The 16,304-nt window shown below is 28.9% G+C and carries 12 protein-coding genes and 1 tRNA gene; 6 read left to right on the plus strand and 7 right to left on the minus strand.

Features of this window, described 5'->3' with window-relative positions:
* Window positions 1–62: 62 nt before the first annotated feature.
* The 5 genes from AC2TEO_RS07110 to AC2TEO_RS07130 are packed head-to-tail and all read left to right on the plus strand — an operon-like array spanning window position 63 to window position 4,405.
* Window positions 63–767: a queuosine precursor transporter gene (locus AC2TEO_RS07110; RefSeq protein ID WP_442267437.1), complete on the plus strand. Its 705-nt coding sequence runs from the start codon at window positions 63–65 to the stop codon at window positions 765–767.
* A gap of 12 nt (window positions 768–779) precedes the next feature.
* Entirely contained in the window at window positions 780–2,042 is a 1,263-nt protein-coding gene (locus AC2TEO_RS07115; RefSeq protein WP_442267438.1) for a mechanosensitive ion channel family protein, read from the plus strand.
* A complete protein-coding gene (locus AC2TEO_RS07120; RefSeq protein WP_442267439.1) occupies window positions 2,032–3,111 on the plus strand; it encodes an ABC transporter permease in 1,080 nt (359 codons plus the stop codon). The genes AC2TEO_RS07115 and AC2TEO_RS07120 overlap by 11 nt, the downstream gene beginning before the upstream one ends.
* Before the next feature lie 36 nt (window positions 3,112–3,147).
* Window positions 3,148–3,597: an acyl-CoA thioesterase gene (locus tag AC2TEO_RS07125; protein WP_442267440.1), complete on the plus strand. Its 450-nt coding sequence runs from the start codon at window positions 3,148–3,150 to the stop codon at window positions 3,595–3,597.
* Window positions 3,587–4,405 carry a DNA/RNA non-specific endonuclease gene (locus AC2TEO_RS07130; RefSeq protein ID WP_442267441.1) on the plus strand — a complete coding sequence of 273 codons (819 nt, stop codon included), beginning with the start codon at window positions 3,587–3,589 and terminating at the stop codon, window positions 4,403–4,405. The genes AC2TEO_RS07125 and AC2TEO_RS07130 overlap by 11 nt, the downstream gene beginning before the upstream one ends.
* A gap of 61 nt (window positions 4,406–4,466) precedes the next feature.
* Here AC2TEO_RS07130 and AC2TEO_RS07135 read toward each other — a convergent pair whose 3' ends face one another.
* The 7 genes from AC2TEO_RS07135 to AC2TEO_RS07165 all read right to left on the minus strand — a co-directional run bounded on the left by AC2TEO_RS07135 (window position 4,467) and on the right by AC2TEO_RS07165 (window position 14,744).
* Entirely contained in the window at window positions 4,467–6,443 is a 1,977-nt protein-coding gene (locus tag AC2TEO_RS07135) for a protein-disulfide reductase DsbD family protein (protein WP_442267442.1), read from the minus strand.
* Window positions 6,444–6,459: 16 nt separating this feature from the next.
* Window positions 6,460–7,770: a tRNA lysidine(34) synthetase TilS gene (tilS, locus tag AC2TEO_RS07140; RefSeq protein WP_442267443.1), complete on the minus strand. Its 1,311-nt coding sequence runs from the start codon at window positions 7,768–7,770 to the stop codon at window positions 6,460–6,462.
* 14 nt (window positions 7,771–7,784) lie between these two features.
* Window positions 7,785–8,603, minus strand: a complete 819-nt coding sequence (locus tag AC2TEO_RS07145; protein WP_442267444.1) for an alpha/beta hydrolase — start codon at window positions 8,601–8,603, stop codon at window positions 7,785–7,787.
* A 2-nt stretch (window positions 8,604–8,605) separates the two neighbouring features.
* Window positions 8,606–9,931: an aminodeoxychorismate synthase component I gene (gene pabB, locus AC2TEO_RS07150; protein WP_442267445.1), complete on the minus strand. Its 1,326-nt coding sequence runs from the start codon at window positions 9,929–9,931 to the stop codon at window positions 8,606–8,608.
* Between the two features lie 43 nt (window positions 9,932–9,974).
* A complete protein-coding gene (locus AC2TEO_RS07155; protein WP_442267446.1) occupies window positions 9,975–11,510 on the minus strand; it encodes a YifB family Mg chelatase-like AAA ATPase in 1,536 nt (511 codons plus the stop codon).
* 322 nt (window positions 11,511–11,832) lie between these two features.
* The gene (locus AC2TEO_RS07160; RefSeq protein WP_442267447.1) at window positions 11,833–14,535 is read right to left on the minus strand and encodes a hybrid sensor histidine kinase/response regulator transcription factor; all 2,703 of its coding nucleotides are present in this window, start codon (window positions 14,533–14,535) and stop codon (window positions 11,833–11,835) included.
* Between the two features lie 127 nt (window positions 14,536–14,662).
* Window positions 14,663–14,744: transfer RNA gene (locus AC2TEO_RS07165), tRNA-Leu, on the minus strand.
* A 171-nt stretch (window positions 14,745–14,915) separates the two neighbouring features.
* Here AC2TEO_RS07165 and AC2TEO_RS07170 point away from each other — a divergent pair.
* Complete coding sequence (locus AC2TEO_RS07170; RefSeq protein ID WP_442267448.1) at window positions 14,916–16,304, plus strand: dipeptidase; 1,389 nt, start codon at window positions 14,916–14,918, stop codon at window positions 16,302–16,304.

A 16,304-nucleotide genomic window follows, 5' to 3' on the forward strand; every position in this document is an offset into this window, starting at 1 on the left:
TCTTTTTGTCATTTGTTTTATAATGCAAACATAATCAATTTTAATTTTGTTATTTTCGCTATATGACTGAGAAAAACAAACTACTTGCTCAAAATATATTTTTAATTTTAGCAGCCTTGTTTATTGCTTCGTTAGTAGCTTCAAATTTAATTTTTCAAAAATTCTTTTATTGGTATCCTTTCGAGTTAGAAGTATTTGGTGTAAAATTATTTGAAGTTTCTGTCGGTTTATTACCTTATCCTATTACTTTTTTAATCACTGATATTTTATCTGAAGTGTATGGAAAGAAAAAAGCCAACCAGGTTGTTATTGCTGGAATTTTCGCATCTCTATTTTCTTTATTAATAATTTATGTTGGAAAATGGACTTCTGCTACTCCATGGTCTCCTGTAAATGATAACACTTTTAACCTTGTATTTGGAGCAGCTCCATTGGCTGTTTTAGCTTCTATGTTAGCTTATTTATTTGCTCAATTCGTTGACATTAGAGTTTATCATTTTTGGAAAAACTATACTAATGGTAAACATTTATGGCTAAGAAATAATTTTTCAACTTTTTCTTCTCAATTTATAGACACTATAACGGTACTTATATTACTTTGTTCTTTCGGAATTATTCCTTGGGAAAAGTTTTTAGGTTTACTAATTAGTGGCGTTGTTTTTAAAGTATTAATAGCTGCTTTAGACACCCCTATTTTATATGGAGTTGTATATTATTTCAGAAAACAATTTAATTTAGCTCCAGGTCAAGAAATAACCGATATTTAAATTTAAAAAATAGTGAATAAATTTTTTTATCATTTTTTAAGAGATAAACTAAGTCTCAATCATAATCTAGCAACTTATTTTAATGTATTTTTTAATCTATTATTTATTGCTGTATTAGGTTATGTATTTTTTAAAATATTACGATACTATGGTAGTAAATTCATAAAAAAGCTTGCTAATAAAACGAAAACTGAATTTGATGATATACTTATTAAAAATTCATTTTTTTTAAATTTTGCTCGTGTATTAGTACTACTTATTACCTATGGAAGTTTACAATATATATTAATCGATTTTCCTCATTTTTTAGAATATTCTAAACGATTTGTAAATCTTTTAATTGTATTAAGTTTTGTTTCTCTAGTTAAAAGTATACTTCAAAGTATAAAAGATTTCTTAAGAACACTCGATGCTTTTAAAGACAAACCTTTAGAAAGTTATGTACAAATATTCATGATTCTTTTATGGATTATAGCTTTTGTAGTTTCTTTTTCTATCATTACAGGAAAACCTTTATTACGTTTCTTTACTGCTCTGGGAGCTTTTTCTGCTGTATTACTTTTAATTTTTAAAGATACAATTCTTGGTTTTGTCGCTAGTATTCAAATCTCTGTTTACGATACTGTTCGTCTTCAAGATTGGATTACTATGGAAAAATTTGGTGCTGATGGAAATGTGATTGAAATCAATTTAACTTCAGTAATTGTGAAGAATTTTGATAATACAATTACAAGTATTCCTACCTACTCTTTAATTTCTGACTCTTTTAAAAACTGGAGAGCAATGAATCACTCTGGTGGAAGACGAATAAAAAGAGCTATTCAAATTAAAATTAATAGCATTCATTTTCTTTCTGAAAGTGAAATTGAACACTTCAAAAAAATTGAATTAATTAAAGATTATGTTACTGAAAAATCAAATGAGGTTAACCTTTACAACTCATCTAATAATATTGACAAGTCTTTATTAATTAATGGAAGAAACTTAACTAACTTCGGAATGTTTAGAAAGTATATTGATATGTATTTAAAAAATCATCCGAAAATAAATCAAGATTTACTCTTTATGAGTAGACAGTTAGCTCCAACTTCTAATGGAGTTCCTTTGGAAATATATGCTTTTAGTAGTGAAAAAGAATGGATTATTTATGAACGAATTATGGCCGATATTTTTGACCATATATTCGCAAGTGTTTCTTTCTTTGATTTAGAAGTTTATGAAAACCCTTCTAGCCTAGATATTACCAATTTGAAAATTAATTCTGATGAAAAGTAATTCAAATTCTTTACATCAGCTCGCCCTTCGAAAATTCAAAAAAAACAAACTGGGGGTTTTTAGTTTAAGTTATATTATTTTTTGTGGATTTATAGCTATATTTTGCTACGTTCTAGCTCCTGACAATTCTAATTCAGCAAATCAAATGCATTTAGAAATTCATTCAAAACCTCCTGGTTTTAATGTTTTAATGCTTAAAATACCTAATCAACAACAAGAAAAAACATCTTGGTTAAACACACTAATACAAGGACATAAAAATAATTTCAAAGAATTACCAATTTCATCTTACACTATAGATAATAATACTTTAAAAGTTATAAAATACTCAGATCAACTTCAAAAATCTTATCCTTTATCTATCTTTAATAACGAGCCTAAAAAGTTCATCAGTACAAATACTTTTGTATTTGGAACAGATAAATACGGAAGAGACTTATTAAGTCGAATACTAATTGGTACTAGAATATCCTTTTTTATTGGTTTTATCGCCGTTTTTATCTCTTTGACTATAGGAATACCAATAGGTGCAATTGCTGGCTACTACGGTCAAAAAATAGATGCATTTGTTATGTGGGTTATAAATGTAACATGGTCAATTCCTACATTACTTTTAGTAGTTGCTTTTATTTTAGTTATGGGAAAAGGCTATTGGCAAGTTTTTATTGCTGTAGGTTTAACCATGTGGGTTGAAGTAGCTAGAATAGTTCGTGGACAAATAATTAGCGCAAAACAAGAACAATATGTAGAAGCTGCTAAAGCTTTAGGTTTTTCTAATTTTAGAATTATTTTCAAACACATTCTTCCTAATATTATGGCTCCTATTATTGTTATTTCAGCAGCTAACTTTGCCGCTGCTATTTTAATAGAAAGCGGGTTAAGTTTCTTAGGTATTGGTGCACAACCTCCTACACCATCTTGGGGAGCAATAATTAAAAATCATTACAATTACATTATATTAGGAAAACCCTATTTAGCGTTAATTCCAGGATTCGCAATTATGAGTTTAGTTATGGCTTTTATGTTGCTAGGAAATGCATTACGTGATGCATTGGATGTAAAAAGTTAAGTTTGTAATTTAGCTCGTACAAATTAAAACATACACATGAGCTTTATTGTAAACTTTACAACTAAATGGGCAGATTTTGATGCCAACATTCACATGAGACATACAGCATATAATGATTATGCTGCTGAATCTAGATTGCGTTATTTTAACCAGTATGGAATAACAATTCATGATTTCACAAAAGAGAAAGTAGGCCCAATCTTATTTGAAGAAAACACAAGGTTTTTAAAAGAGATACATTTAGGAGAGGATATTTCTGTGAATTTGAAGATTACAGGACTTTCAGATAAAGGTGAACGATGGAAAATTCAACATGAAGTATTTAATAGCAATGGAAAACTTTCCGCTGTAATTAATGTTTATGGAGCTTGGTTAGATTTAGAAAAAAGAAAACTAACAGTTCCTCCAGTAAAATTCCAAGAAATTTTTAGTGAAGCAGAAAGAACAGAAGATTTTAAAGAAATTCCATTAAAAAGTGAAGCGTAAAAAAGATATTTTTAGTGTTTTATTAATTATAATTGTTGCTATAGCATATTATTACACTGAAAAAAAGGAAAAACATAAATTTGAAGAAAGTGTTTCTATTGAAGAGAACAACACTAAAAACAATACAGATTTCAAGTATTTGCCTAGCTCTACAACTGGACAAATTATTCATCATAACGGATATTCATTCTCTTACAGTGAAAAACATGAACAAGCAGAATGGGTTGCATATTCTTTGGATAAAAGAGATATTGCATACACTAATTTTAAAAGACCTTTTTTTATTCAAGATCCTAAGGTAAAAACCAAATCTGCAGATTGGAGAAATTATAAGAAATCTGGTTATGATAAAGGACATTTATGTCCTGCTGGTGATAGAAAAACTTCTAAAAAATTATTTACCGAGACATTTTACACATCAAATATTTCTCCCCAAAAACATGATTTCAACGCTGGCATTTGGAATAGATTAGAACAAAAAGTTCGCTACTGGTCTAAAAAATACAAGCATATATATGTTATAACTGGTGGACTTCTTAATGATACTCTTACAAAAACTATAGGTAAAGAAAATGTAACCATTCCTAATTCTTTTTATAAGGTAATTTTAGATTATACTGAACCTGAAATTAAAGCAATTGCATTTTTAATTCCTCATAAAGAAACTTCTAAACCTTTATATAGTTTTGTAATCTCTATTGATGAATTAGAAGAAAAAACAGGAATTGATTTTTTTCCTGAATTACCCGACAAAATTGAAAAACAATTAGAAAGTAATACTAATTATAAAAAATGGTCTTTTAGATAAACAAAAAGGATTCGCAATTGCGAATCCTTTTTGTTTATCTAAAATTATAAAAAATATAATATTATTTTTTAAAGTTTTTTACTCCTTCTTTTAACCAATTGTAATAACTTAATTTATCAGTATACTGCTGTGGTGAGTTTAACACTTCTAAATCTGGACTTAACTGAACATAAAATGGTTGTGAAGCATTTTTAAAGTTTACTGTTTGTAATGTTGCCCATTTTTCACCATAAGTTCTAATTTTCTTAATTTTCCCATTAGGTTTAACAAAATCAAACTGTTGATCTGCTGGTAAAGTATTTTCGTTATCATCTACATATAAAGAAATTAAAACATAATCATCTTTTAAAGTATTGTAAATATTAGTTTCACTCCAAACATTTTCTTCCATCTTACGACAGTTCACACAAGCCCAACCTGTGAAGTCTAATAATACAGGTTTGTTTACGGATTTTGCATAAGCCATTCCCTCATCAAAATCTTTAAAACAATTTAAAGCTAAAGGACATTTATTGTCTTGTAATTCGTAAATACTATAAAATTGCGGAGGAGCAAATCCACTTAATAAATTTTGATTCCATACTGGTTTTTGTGTAACACCTGGTGCCATATAAACAGCAAAACCTAAAACTGCTAAACCTAAAATAATTCGTAAACCTGATACTCTTCTTACTTTTTCTCCTCCAGGGAATTTAATTACTCCAAACATAAATAATGCTGCTAAAACAGTAATTAAAATCCAGATTCCGATAAATATTTCTCTTTTTAAGAAATTCCACTGACCTACTAAATCTGCGTTTGATAAGAATTTAAATGCTAAAGCTAATTCTATAAATCCTAACATTACAGTAATAGCCTTCATCCAAAAACCAGATTTAGGTAGTGCACTTAATAATTTCGGGAAAAGAGCAAAGAATGCAAAAGGTAAAGCTAAAGCTAAACCAAATCCTCCCATACCTGCTGTCAATTGCATTGGACCTCCATCTGAAGTTAAAGAACCTGCTAATAAAGAACCTAAAATCGGCCCAGTACAAGAGAACGATACAATTGCCAAAGTAACAGCCATGAAGAAAATACCAATAATACCACCTATACCAGAAGCACTATCTGCTTTATTTCCCCATGAACTTGGTAATGTAATTGAATAAAACCCAAAGAAAGAACCTGCAAAAAATACTAAAACGATAAAGAAAAATATGTTCAACCACATATTTGTAGAAATCGTATTTAATATTTCTGGATCTAAACTATCTGCGAAGTGGAATGGTAAACTTAAAGCTACATAAATAGCTACAATAAAGAAACCATATAAAATTGAGTTTGTAACTCCTTTAGCTTTTTTCTCAGCTTGTTTTGTAAAGAAAGAAACAGTTAAAGGTATTAATGGAAATACACAAGGTGTTAAGAAAGCTATTAGTCCTCCTAAGAAACCTAATAAGAAAATATTTAACAAATTTCCTTTCCCTTCATCCGTAGTTCCATTTGAGATGTCTGTATTTAACAACTCTTTATTCTTTAAATCTAAAGTTAATGAATTTGTTAAAGCTTTACTATTATCATCAACAGTGGCAACTGTTTCAACAACTTTACCTCCATTCAAAGAAAAAGTAAAATCATTATCATAAGGTAAACAGAACTCTTTACAAACTTGCGCATCTATATTAAGTGATACTTGAGTTAAAGATGTATCATCTAACTTTATGCGTTGTGTAAGAGTAGCTTCTTCTGCAAAAAAGATTTCGTCTACTCCCCATATTTCGCTATACTCTGTTATTGTCTCACTTTCAACAGCTTTACCAACTAAAGTATATCCTTCATCACCTACTGACGGTTTTATCGTCATTGGTAATGATGCATCCTTTGGATTGTACTGCGAATAAAGGTGCCAATCATCTTCAATAAAAATAGTGAAAATTAAATCGTACTCAGTATCTGAGATTTTTTTTACAGAGGTTTCTACTTCTAGGGGATCATCTTGTGCAAAAGACGCAAATGAGAATCCTAGAATAAATAAAAATAGGGTAAAAACTCTTTTCATTGTCATTGGGGTTATTTTAAATACTTATTTTTAATACATCTTTTGAAGAAATTGAAGGAACAAATCTTCTGTCTTGCCTTTTTCCAACAATCCAAACGATCTCATTTTTCTGATTACAAAGCAGCCAAATTCTCTCTTTCTCAAACTTTGACAACTTTTCATCTTTAAAAAACTTACTTACTTTTTTCTTCCCTTTCATCCCTGTAGGGTAGAAAAAATCTCCAACTTCCCATTTCCTTATTATCATCGGGAAAGTTACTAAATTTTTGTTAACTAAAATAGATTTTTTATTTACAGCTTCATTTTTCGTGTTTTTTTCAACGCTTATAGAAAACTCATTATTGACTTTATATGTTCCTAAATTTATTTCATAACTTCTTTTTGAATCTTTATTTAACTTGCGTTTTTGGAGTAATAAAAAATCTCTATCCCTAAGTATTTCATGGGTTTTAGAAGAAATAACTTTCCCAGTCTGAGATTTTAACAAGTCCTTAACATTATTCCATTCTGTGAAATTAAATTCCTTTAATAAATGATATAAATAAGTTTTTGGATTTGACAAATTTAACACTTTTGATATGTTAATTTTTATAAAATCGCCATCTTTCTCTATTAAATCTTCTGAAACTTCTCTTATTTTATCGTCAATTATACTTTTACTCTCTGATAAATTTTTTGATACTTTCCCAAAAGTGTTTAAAATATTAGGTTCTATCTCTTTTAAAACTGGAATAAGGCTATGTCTAATTTTATTTCTCAAGTATTTTTGTTCTGCATTACTAGCATCTTCTCTCCATCTTATCTCTTTTTTTAATGCATATTTTTCTATTTCCTCCCTAGAAAACTTTAATAATGGTCTCAGTATATTCTCATTCTTTTTAGGAATACCAATTAACCCATCTATACCTGAGCCTCTAGTTAAATTTATAAAAAAAGTTTCCAGATTATCATCTGCATGATGTGCTGTTAATACATAAGAAAAGTTTCTTTTTTTAATTAATTTATTAAACCAATTGTAACGAAGTTCTCTTGCTGCAATTTGAATTGATGTTTTTTGTTCTTTAGAATAGTTTTCTGTTTTGAAAGATTCTGTAAAAACTTCAACTTGTAAGGTACTTCCAAGAGTTTTGACAAAATCTTCATCTTCATCACTTTCCTCTCCTCTTAATTTGAAATTACAATGCGCAATAGCAAAACTATATTTTAAAGCATGAAATAGATAACATAAAACAACACTATCTATTCCTCCTGATACTGCTATTAAAAAACGTTTCTCTTTTAAAAAAGAAAAGTTATCTTCTATATGAAGTTTAAAATCTTGTAACACTTATTTTAAATAAATTACACCTGAGTTTTTAACCAAGTAATAATATCTTGAATTACTTGATCTTTACAAAAATCATTATGCAATTCATGATAAGCTTCTTCATATAATTTTAAAGAGACTATTGTATTATTCTTTGAAAACTCTTCACTTCCCAGATAACTAATTAACTTATCCTCTTTTCCGTGAAGCAATAAAGCAGGCTTTTTTAACTTAGATGCATTTTCAATTGCATAAATTCCTTTTTCTATAAAAGCTAAAGAAAAATTAGGACTTACTCTAGAATGCACTAAAGGATCGTCTTTATACCGTTTTACTTCTTTAATATCTCTAGATATAAAATTAGGATCTACCTCATTATCTAAAGTTAATGAAGGTGCTATCTTTTGAACTAATTTTCCTAAAGACAATTTCCATTTTGGAGGCTCAAATGCTAGCTTTAAAAACGGACTAGTTGCAACAACTCCTTTAATATTATTTGTAGAAGAAATCATGTAGTTTAAAACTGCATTCCCTCCCATTGAATGGCCATAAAGAAACATAGGATAATCGCCTAATACCTCTTCCGTTTTCTTTATAAATGCTGTGATACTATTCATAACTGCATTATAACCTGGATTATGACCTCTCTTACCTTTTGTTTTTCCATGGCCATAATGATCGAAAGCAATAACAGCAAAATCATACTTTATCAATTCTTCTGCAACATGAGAAAACCTTCCCGAGTGTTCACCTAATCCGTGAAGAATAATAACTGATGCTTTATAATTCTGAGGTTTCCAGTATTGGCCAAAAAACTCGGTTTCGTTGTGCTTAAATTGAATTGTACTATGCATTCTTAATTACTATTGGTATTTTGTGTTAATACTTGTTTCATTGCTTTTGCCTTTAACAGACATTCTTCATATTCTTTTTCTGGTACAGACTTCGCTGTAATAGCTCCTCCTACGGAATAAGATACATATTTTTTATCAGAATTATATAAAATACTGCGTATCACCACATTAAAATCGAAATCACCTTCTGGAGTAAAATACCCAAAAGCTCCGGAGTATAATCCTCTTTTTGTTTCTTCTAACTTTTCTATAATTTCCATGGCAGAAATTTTGGGCGCGCCTGTCATACTTCCCATTGGAAAAGTCTCTTTAATTATATCTACAGGATGAACATCTTTATTAATTTCTGAAACAACAGTTGATATTAATTGATGTACTTGTTTAAAAGAATATACTTTACAGAGTTCTTCAACTTTTACTGATCCTTTTTTAGCCAATCTTGATAAATCATTTCTAACCAAATCGACAATCATAATATTTTCCGATCGTTCTTTTTCATCTCTAGCCAAATCAAAAGCTATTTTATCATCTTCGATAGAATTAACCATTCTTTTAGCTGTTCCTTTTATAGGTTGAGAAATAATTTTACTTCCTTCTTTTCTCAAATAACGTTCAGGAGAAGCAGACAATAAAAACAATTCTTCATGTTTAAAAAATGTTGCAAAGGGTGGTTCGGAAATTGTATTCAAATTTCTGTAAATCGAATATGGATCGATATTCACATTTTCAGCATAAAATTCTTGACAAAAATTTGCTTCATAAATATCTCCCCTATGTATATGTTTTAATATCTGATCTAATTTTGAAAAATATTCATCTTTATGAATTCGAAGCTTAATTTTTACTGGTGATTTTTCATCTTTTGACTGATCCGATTTTACCGATAAACTAGCCCCTAAAATACTTTCAAAATCATCTTCTATTTCATCATCAAAAGCATTCAAATATAAAAACTTAGCCTCATTTCCTTTTATTGAAATAATCTTTTGAGGTTGAAAGAAATAAATATCTGGAAAAGCTAAACCATCATAATTATTTGAATACAGTTTCTCTACATCATTCTTAACATCATACGACAAATATCCAAACAAATAATCTTTACTATAAGATTGATATTCTTTTAACTTCTCTAAAGCATTATAATAATCTGTTTTTATAGATGTAAATTCTTCTACAGCCAATACACAATCAAAACTCGAGTATTGTTGCTTGTAATTATTGCTATCTAAAAAAACGACAGTTTCATGGGTTTGCCCCCATTTTAACAGTTTTTTCTTGAAATCTTCTATATTTTCAAGGAAAAAGGTATGTTCAGTTCTCAAAAACATTGGACAAAAATAGTAAATGAGAATTATTATTTCATTACATTTTTTAACCTAACCATCCTTCTCTATCTAAGCTTCTGTACTGAATGGCTTCAGCAATATGATTTTCAATTACATCTACAGAATTATCTAAATCAGCAATTGTTCTAGCTACTTTTAAAATACGATCGTAAGCTCTAGCAGATAAATTTAATTGTTCCATAGCTGTTTTTAATAATTTTTTTGAACTTTCATTCAATTTGCAATACTCTCGTATTTGTTTTGTATTCATTTGAGCGTTATAATGTACATTTTCTAAAGATTGAAATCTCTTTGTTTGGATTGCTCTAGCTGCTGTGACTCTTTCTCTTATGATTAGTGAAGATTCACCTCTTTTGGTGTCTGAAAGTTTTTCGAAAGGGACTGGGTTTACTTCAATATGTAAATCTATTCGATCTAATAAAGGACCAGAAATTTTACTTAAATATCGTTGCATTTCAAGAGGTGAAGAATGTATTACATTGTCAGTATCATTAAAGTAACCACCAGGACTAGGATTCATACTTGCAACCAACATAAAAGAAGAAGGATAAGTCACTGTAAATCTAGCTCTAGAAATTGTTACTTCTCGATCTTCAAGTGGTTGACGCATTACTTCTAAAACACTTCTTTTAAATTCTGGTAATTCATCTAAAAATAGCACACCATTATGAGACAATGAAATTTCTCCTGGTTGAGGATAAGAACCTCCACCTACTAAAGCAACATCTGAAATCGTATGATGAGGATTTCTAAAAGGGCGATCTAACATTAAGCCAGAATTAACCACTTTACCTACTACAGAATGAATTTTAGTAGTCTCTAAAGCTTCATCCAAAGTCATAGGAGGAAGAATAGATGATAGTCTTTTACTTAACATTGTTTTACCTGAACCTGGCGGACCTATCAATATTATATTGTGTCCTCCAGCTGCTGCTATTTCCATACAACGTTTAATACTTTCCTGACCTTTAACATCAGCAAAATCAAACTCAGGGTTTTCTAATTGATCGCTGTATTCTTTTTCTATGTCAATTAAAGTCTCTGTAAGTTCATTCTCTTTATCAAAAAAACCGATAACTTCTTTCATATTCTGAACACCATAAATATTCAACCCATTAACAACAGCCGCTTCTTTTGCATTTTGTAATGGTAGAATGAAACCTTTAAAACCTTCTTCTTTGGCTTTTATAGCAATTGGTAAAACTCCTTTAATAGGTTGTAAACTTCCATCTAGAGACAACTCTCCCATTATTAGATAATCGCTAATCTTATCTGCTTTTATTTGATTTGACGCAGCTAAAATACCTATAGCTAAAGTTAAATCATAAGCAGAACCTTCTTTTCTAAGATCTGCAGGCGCCATATTAATTGTAATTTTTTTACCAGGGATTTTGTAACCTATATTTTGTAATGCTGCTGCAATTCTAAAATTACTTTCTTTAATAGCATTATCAGGTAAGCCTACCAAATGATAACCTATTCCTTTATCTATATTTACTTCAACGGTAATAGTGGTAGCATCAACTCCGAACAGAGCTGATCCAAAAACTTTAACTAGCATATTTTTTTCTTTAACAATTTTAGATAAAGAAAATAATTTTCTTTTAAACCAGCAAATACTTAATTTACACAAAAAAAAAGCGCGATATAATCGCGCTTTAATTTTATAATCTTTATTTGGATAAAGTGTAAAATAATCCCCCAATTCTTTTACTAGTTTTTCCCGTAAGAAATCACAAATATTAGATTATATACACAAAGTTAAGTTACTTTTGTTCTTATTAACTTCAATAATGTTACAATTTTAAAAAAAACACACAAGCCTTTAAAAAACAAAAACTTAACCCTAATTACTTTAAAAATGTTACAAAAAAAGTATAATTCTAGTTAGTTTTTCCCTTTTTATATTTTTTAGGCGTGTCTCCATACTTAGCTTTAAATGCTGTAGAAAAGTAATTTGGAGAAGAAAACCCTACTGAATAAGCTATATCTGCTATACTTAACGAATTATCTGTTAACAACATTTCTTTTCCTTTTTCTAATCTAATATTCTGAATATAATCGCTAATTGTAATTCCTAACAAAGCTTTAATCTTTCTATATAATTGTACTCTAGAAATATTTAATTCATCTGCTAGAACTTCAACAGTAAAAGAAGAATCATCTATATTTGATTCGATTAAATTATCTATTTTATTTATAAAATCAGACTCTTTGTCTTTTATTTTTCTTTTTTGTTCTTTAGTTTTTTCTTCTTTTAAATTCTTTGTATTTTCTTTAAAATACTTTTGAAGTTTTTTACGATTATATAATAATGTTTCTACTGATTGAAATAATACTGATAAATTAAATGGCTTAGTTAAAAACATATCTACACCAGATTTTAAGCCTCTTAAATGTGCTTCATCTGTTTTTAACGCCGTTAAAATTAAAACTGGAATATGTGATGTTCTTTCATCTTTCTTTACCATTTCACAGATTTCAAAACCATTTATCTCTGGTAAATTCACATCACTTATAATCACATCTGGAATAGTTTCCAATATTTTATCTTTAACCCTTATACCATCGGAATCATAAACCTCATAAAATTCAGATAATTTATCTTTTAAAAACTCTCTTAAATCATTATTATCTTCAATTATTAACAACCTCTCTTTTTCTGCGCTTGATTTCTTTAAATTAAAATCAACTACTTCTATAAAATCTTTTTTTTGTACTTGAATTTCTTTTAAATCTAAATTAACTACTTCTTCCTTTTTCAAATGTGTTTTTCCTTTTGGAATAGAAATAACAAATTCAGCTCCTTTATCCTTATCTGAAATCACCCTGACATCTCCTTTATGGAGTTTTATATATTCTTTTGTTAAAAACAAACCTATTCCGGAACTAGACTTTTGATTATTGGTACCTTGATAAAACTGATTAAATATTTTTTCTTTTTCAGTACTAGGTATCCCAATACCTGTATCCTTAATAGAAATAAAGAATTTATTAATTGTGTCTTCAATACCAACTTCTATTTTACCTCCTATAGGAGTAAATTTAAACGCATTTGAAAGTAAATTGAACAATATATTATCAAATAAATCTCTATCAATAAAAACCTCTGATTCATTAATTTTTACTTTTAATGAAAAATCTATCTTTTTTTTGTTTGCTTCACTGTTAAATTCTGAAAATATTGAAGTAACAAAAGATTCTATATTAGTTTTAGAAGCTTTTAGCTTAAAACTTCTACTTTCTACTCTTCTAAAATCTAATAATTGATTTATCATTCTTAAAAGTCTTCTAGAGTTATTATAAATCAAATTGAACTCATTAGATTTTTGCTGACTTTCTGACCCTATTAATGATTCTGTAGAAGATAATATTAATGAAATAGGAGTTTTAAAATCATGTGAAACCCCCATAAAAAAGTTATTTGTAGTTTCATTGGTTATTCTTAAGTCTTCTGCTATTTTCTCAATTTCTTTTTTCTGTTTGTCTATTTGATCAATTAATTTCACCAATAATCTTTTTTGCTGTATCAGTTTTTTTCTTGCCAATAATGAAATAACCAATAACGTTATTATTATTGCTAAGAAAATTAATGTCGCTATTAAAAAATCACGTTGAGAATTATACAGTTTAATTTGTTCATTAATTTTTAACTGTTGTCTTTCTATATCTGACTCATGATCTTTAATAAGACTTAATTGTCTACTTAACAATTCTACATTGGTTGCATCAACTATAACAGATGGTAATAATAATTCAGATTTCACTTCAACACCTCTTATAAAGTTCATTGCGACTTGTATAGCCTCTTTCCCTCCTGTTGGACTTAAAATTGTTGCTTCAAAAATCTCTCTTTTAACTAAATCTAGTCCTTCATTTTCGGAGTTTAAACCTCCGACTCCAATAAACTTTACATCTTTGTGTTTTGATGATTTAAAAATATTATAAGCCTTAAGTGCTAAATCATCAGAGTGTGCAAAAACATAATCAATCTGTTCGATTTCATTTAACAAATTCTCTAGCTTTTCTTCAATCCCAGACCCATCATAACTATCTTGAACAGAACCTACAAATTCTAAATCATCATCATCTTTAATTTTTTTTCTAAATCCTAAACTAATATGTTTTGTTGGAGTTGTTCCTGCCCAGCCTTTAATTTCTAAAATTTTAATTTTTTTCTTTAATGATTTCAAGTATTTTGCTGCATTAACTCCAACTTCATAATTATCTACTCCAATAAAAGAATCATAAACATCAATTTTTCTATCTAAAACAATTACAGGTATCTTACTTTTTACAGCTTTTTTAATAATTGGCTTTAGAGGTTTTGGAGCAATTGGTGACACTATAATAACATCAACCTTTTCTTTTATAAAATTTTCGATATCCGAAATTTGCTTGTCTACATCAGCTTTAGAATCTGATACACTTAAAACAATGTTTTTATGAAAACCTGTTTCTATATTCATTGACTGAACAACAGCATTTTTCCTATTTTCACTAGAAGAAAACTGTGAAAATCCAATTATGTTCTTTTTTTGAATCTTAGAATCGTTACAACCAATATGCACCAATATAAGTAACAAAAAAAATAGTATGTTCTTAACTTCCCCCAACTACTACTATTTTAATTTTTAATACACTAACTTAAAAAATAAAAAAAAAACGCAAAGTAAGCTTACTTATCGTAGTCTTATTTGCGTTTTTCATTTGTACGGGTGAAGGGAGTCGAACCCCCACGCCTTTCGGCACTAGATCCTAAGTCTAGCGTGTCTACCAATTCCACCACACCCGCTAATACTAAAATTTGGTGTGCAAATATACACAAACTATTCAAATCTCAAACTTAAAAACGCGTATTTCTAAAATTTTCTTTTTTTATTCTAGTAATTTACTCTTTTACAAACTTGTTCTTAATTATTTTTTCTAGAAAAAAAGTAACTTAGCATAAATAATTAAAGACATAATGCACACCGTTAAAGAATATATTGAAAAAAATAAGAAACGTTTTATTGATGAACTTATTGATCTTTTAAAAATCCCTTCTATAAGTGCTGACACAGCTTTTTCTCAGGATGTTTTAAACACTGCTGATTCTATTATGAAGTCTCTTAAGGAAGCTGGATGCGATAAAGTAGAATTATGTGAAACACCTGGATACCCTATTATTTATGGTGAAAAAATAATTGATACTAATTTACCTACAGTTTTAGTTTACGGACATTATGATGTTCAACCAGCAGATCCATTAGAGTTATGGGATTCTCCTCCTTTTGAGCCAGTTATCAAGAAAACAGAACTTCATCCAGAAGGAGCAATTTTTGCCAGAGGAGCTTGTGATGACAAGGGTCAAATGTACATGCATGTAAAAGCATTAGAATACATGACTTCTGAAGGAAATTTACCTTGTAATGTTAAATTTATGATTGAAGGTGAAGAAGAAGTTGGTTCTGAAAGTTTAGCTTGGTTTGTTCCTAGAAATGTTGAAAAACTAGCCAATGATGTCATCTTGATTTCTGATACTGGAATGATAGCTAACGATATACCTTCTATAACTACTGGATTAAGAGGACTTAGTTATGTGGAAGTTGAAATAACTGGGCCAAATCGTGATTTACATTCTGGTTTATATGGTGGTGCTGTAGCTAATCCTATCAATATTTTAACTAAAATGATTGCTTCATTACATGATGAAAACAATCATATTACTATACCTGGGTTTTACGATAAAGTTGAAGAACTTTCTCAAGAGGAAAGAAATGAAATGGCCAAAGCTCCTTTCTCTTTAGAAGAATATAAAAATGCTTTAAACATAGATGATGTATATGGAGAAAAAGGATATACTACCAATGAAAGAAACTCTATAAGACCAACTTTAGATGTTAATGGAATTTGGGGAGGTTATATTGGTGAAGGAGCAAAAACGGTTATCGCTTCTAAAGCTTATGCTAAAATATCTATGCGTTTAGTTCCTAATCAAGATTGGGAAGAAATAACAACATTATTTAAGTCTCACTTTGAAAGTATCGCCCCAGACAGTGTTAAAGTAAAAGTAACTCCTCATCATGGAGGGCAAGGCTATGTTACTCCTATAGATAGTATTGGTTACCAAGCAGCAAGTAAAGCATATCAAGAAACTTTTGGAGTTACTCCAATACCTCAACGAAGTGGAGGAAGCATTCCAATTGTAGCTTTATTTGAGCAGGAATTAAAAAGCAAAACTATTTTAATGGGATTCGGATTAAACTCCGATGCAATTCACTCTCCTAATGAACATTTTGGAATATGGAATTATCTAAAAGGTATTGAAACTATACCTTATTTTTACAAATATTTCAGCGAATTACACAAATAG

The organism is Tenacibaculum aquaeponti (assembly GCF_057221555.1).

Bases quoted from the DNA above. Each gene is read 5' to 3' on its own strand.
- AC2TEO_RS07110 (WP_442267437.1), top strand. From the start codon at position 63: ATGACTGAGAAAAACAAACTACTTGCTCAAAATATATTTTTAATTTTA.
- AC2TEO_RS07125 (WP_442267440.1), top strand. From the start codon at position 3,148: ATGAGCTTTATTGTAAACTTTACAACTAAATGGGCAGATTTTGATGCC.
- AC2TEO_RS07120 (WP_442267439.1), top strand. From the start codon at position 2,032: ATGAAAAGTAATTCAAATTCTTTACATCAGCTCGCCCTTCGAAAATTC.
- pabB (WP_442267445.1), bottom strand. From the start codon at position 9,931: ATGTTTTTGAGAACTGAACATACCTTTTTCCTTGAAAATATAGAAGAT.
- AC2TEO_RS07145 (WP_442267444.1), bottom strand. From the start codon at position 8,603: ATGCATAGTACAATTCAATTTAAGCACAACGAAACCGAGTTTTTTGGC.
- AC2TEO_RS07170 (WP_442267448.1), top strand. From the start codon at position 14,916: ATGCACACCGTTAAAGAATATATTGAAAAAAATAAGAAACGTTTTATT.
- AC2TEO_RS07135 (WP_442267442.1), bottom strand. From the start codon at position 6,443: ATGAAAAGAGTTTTTACCCTATTTTTATTTATTCTAGGATTCTCATTT.
- AC2TEO_RS07155 (WP_442267446.1), bottom strand. From the start codon at position 11,510: ATGCTAGTTAAAGTTTTTGGATCAGCTCTGTTCGGAGTTGATGCTACC.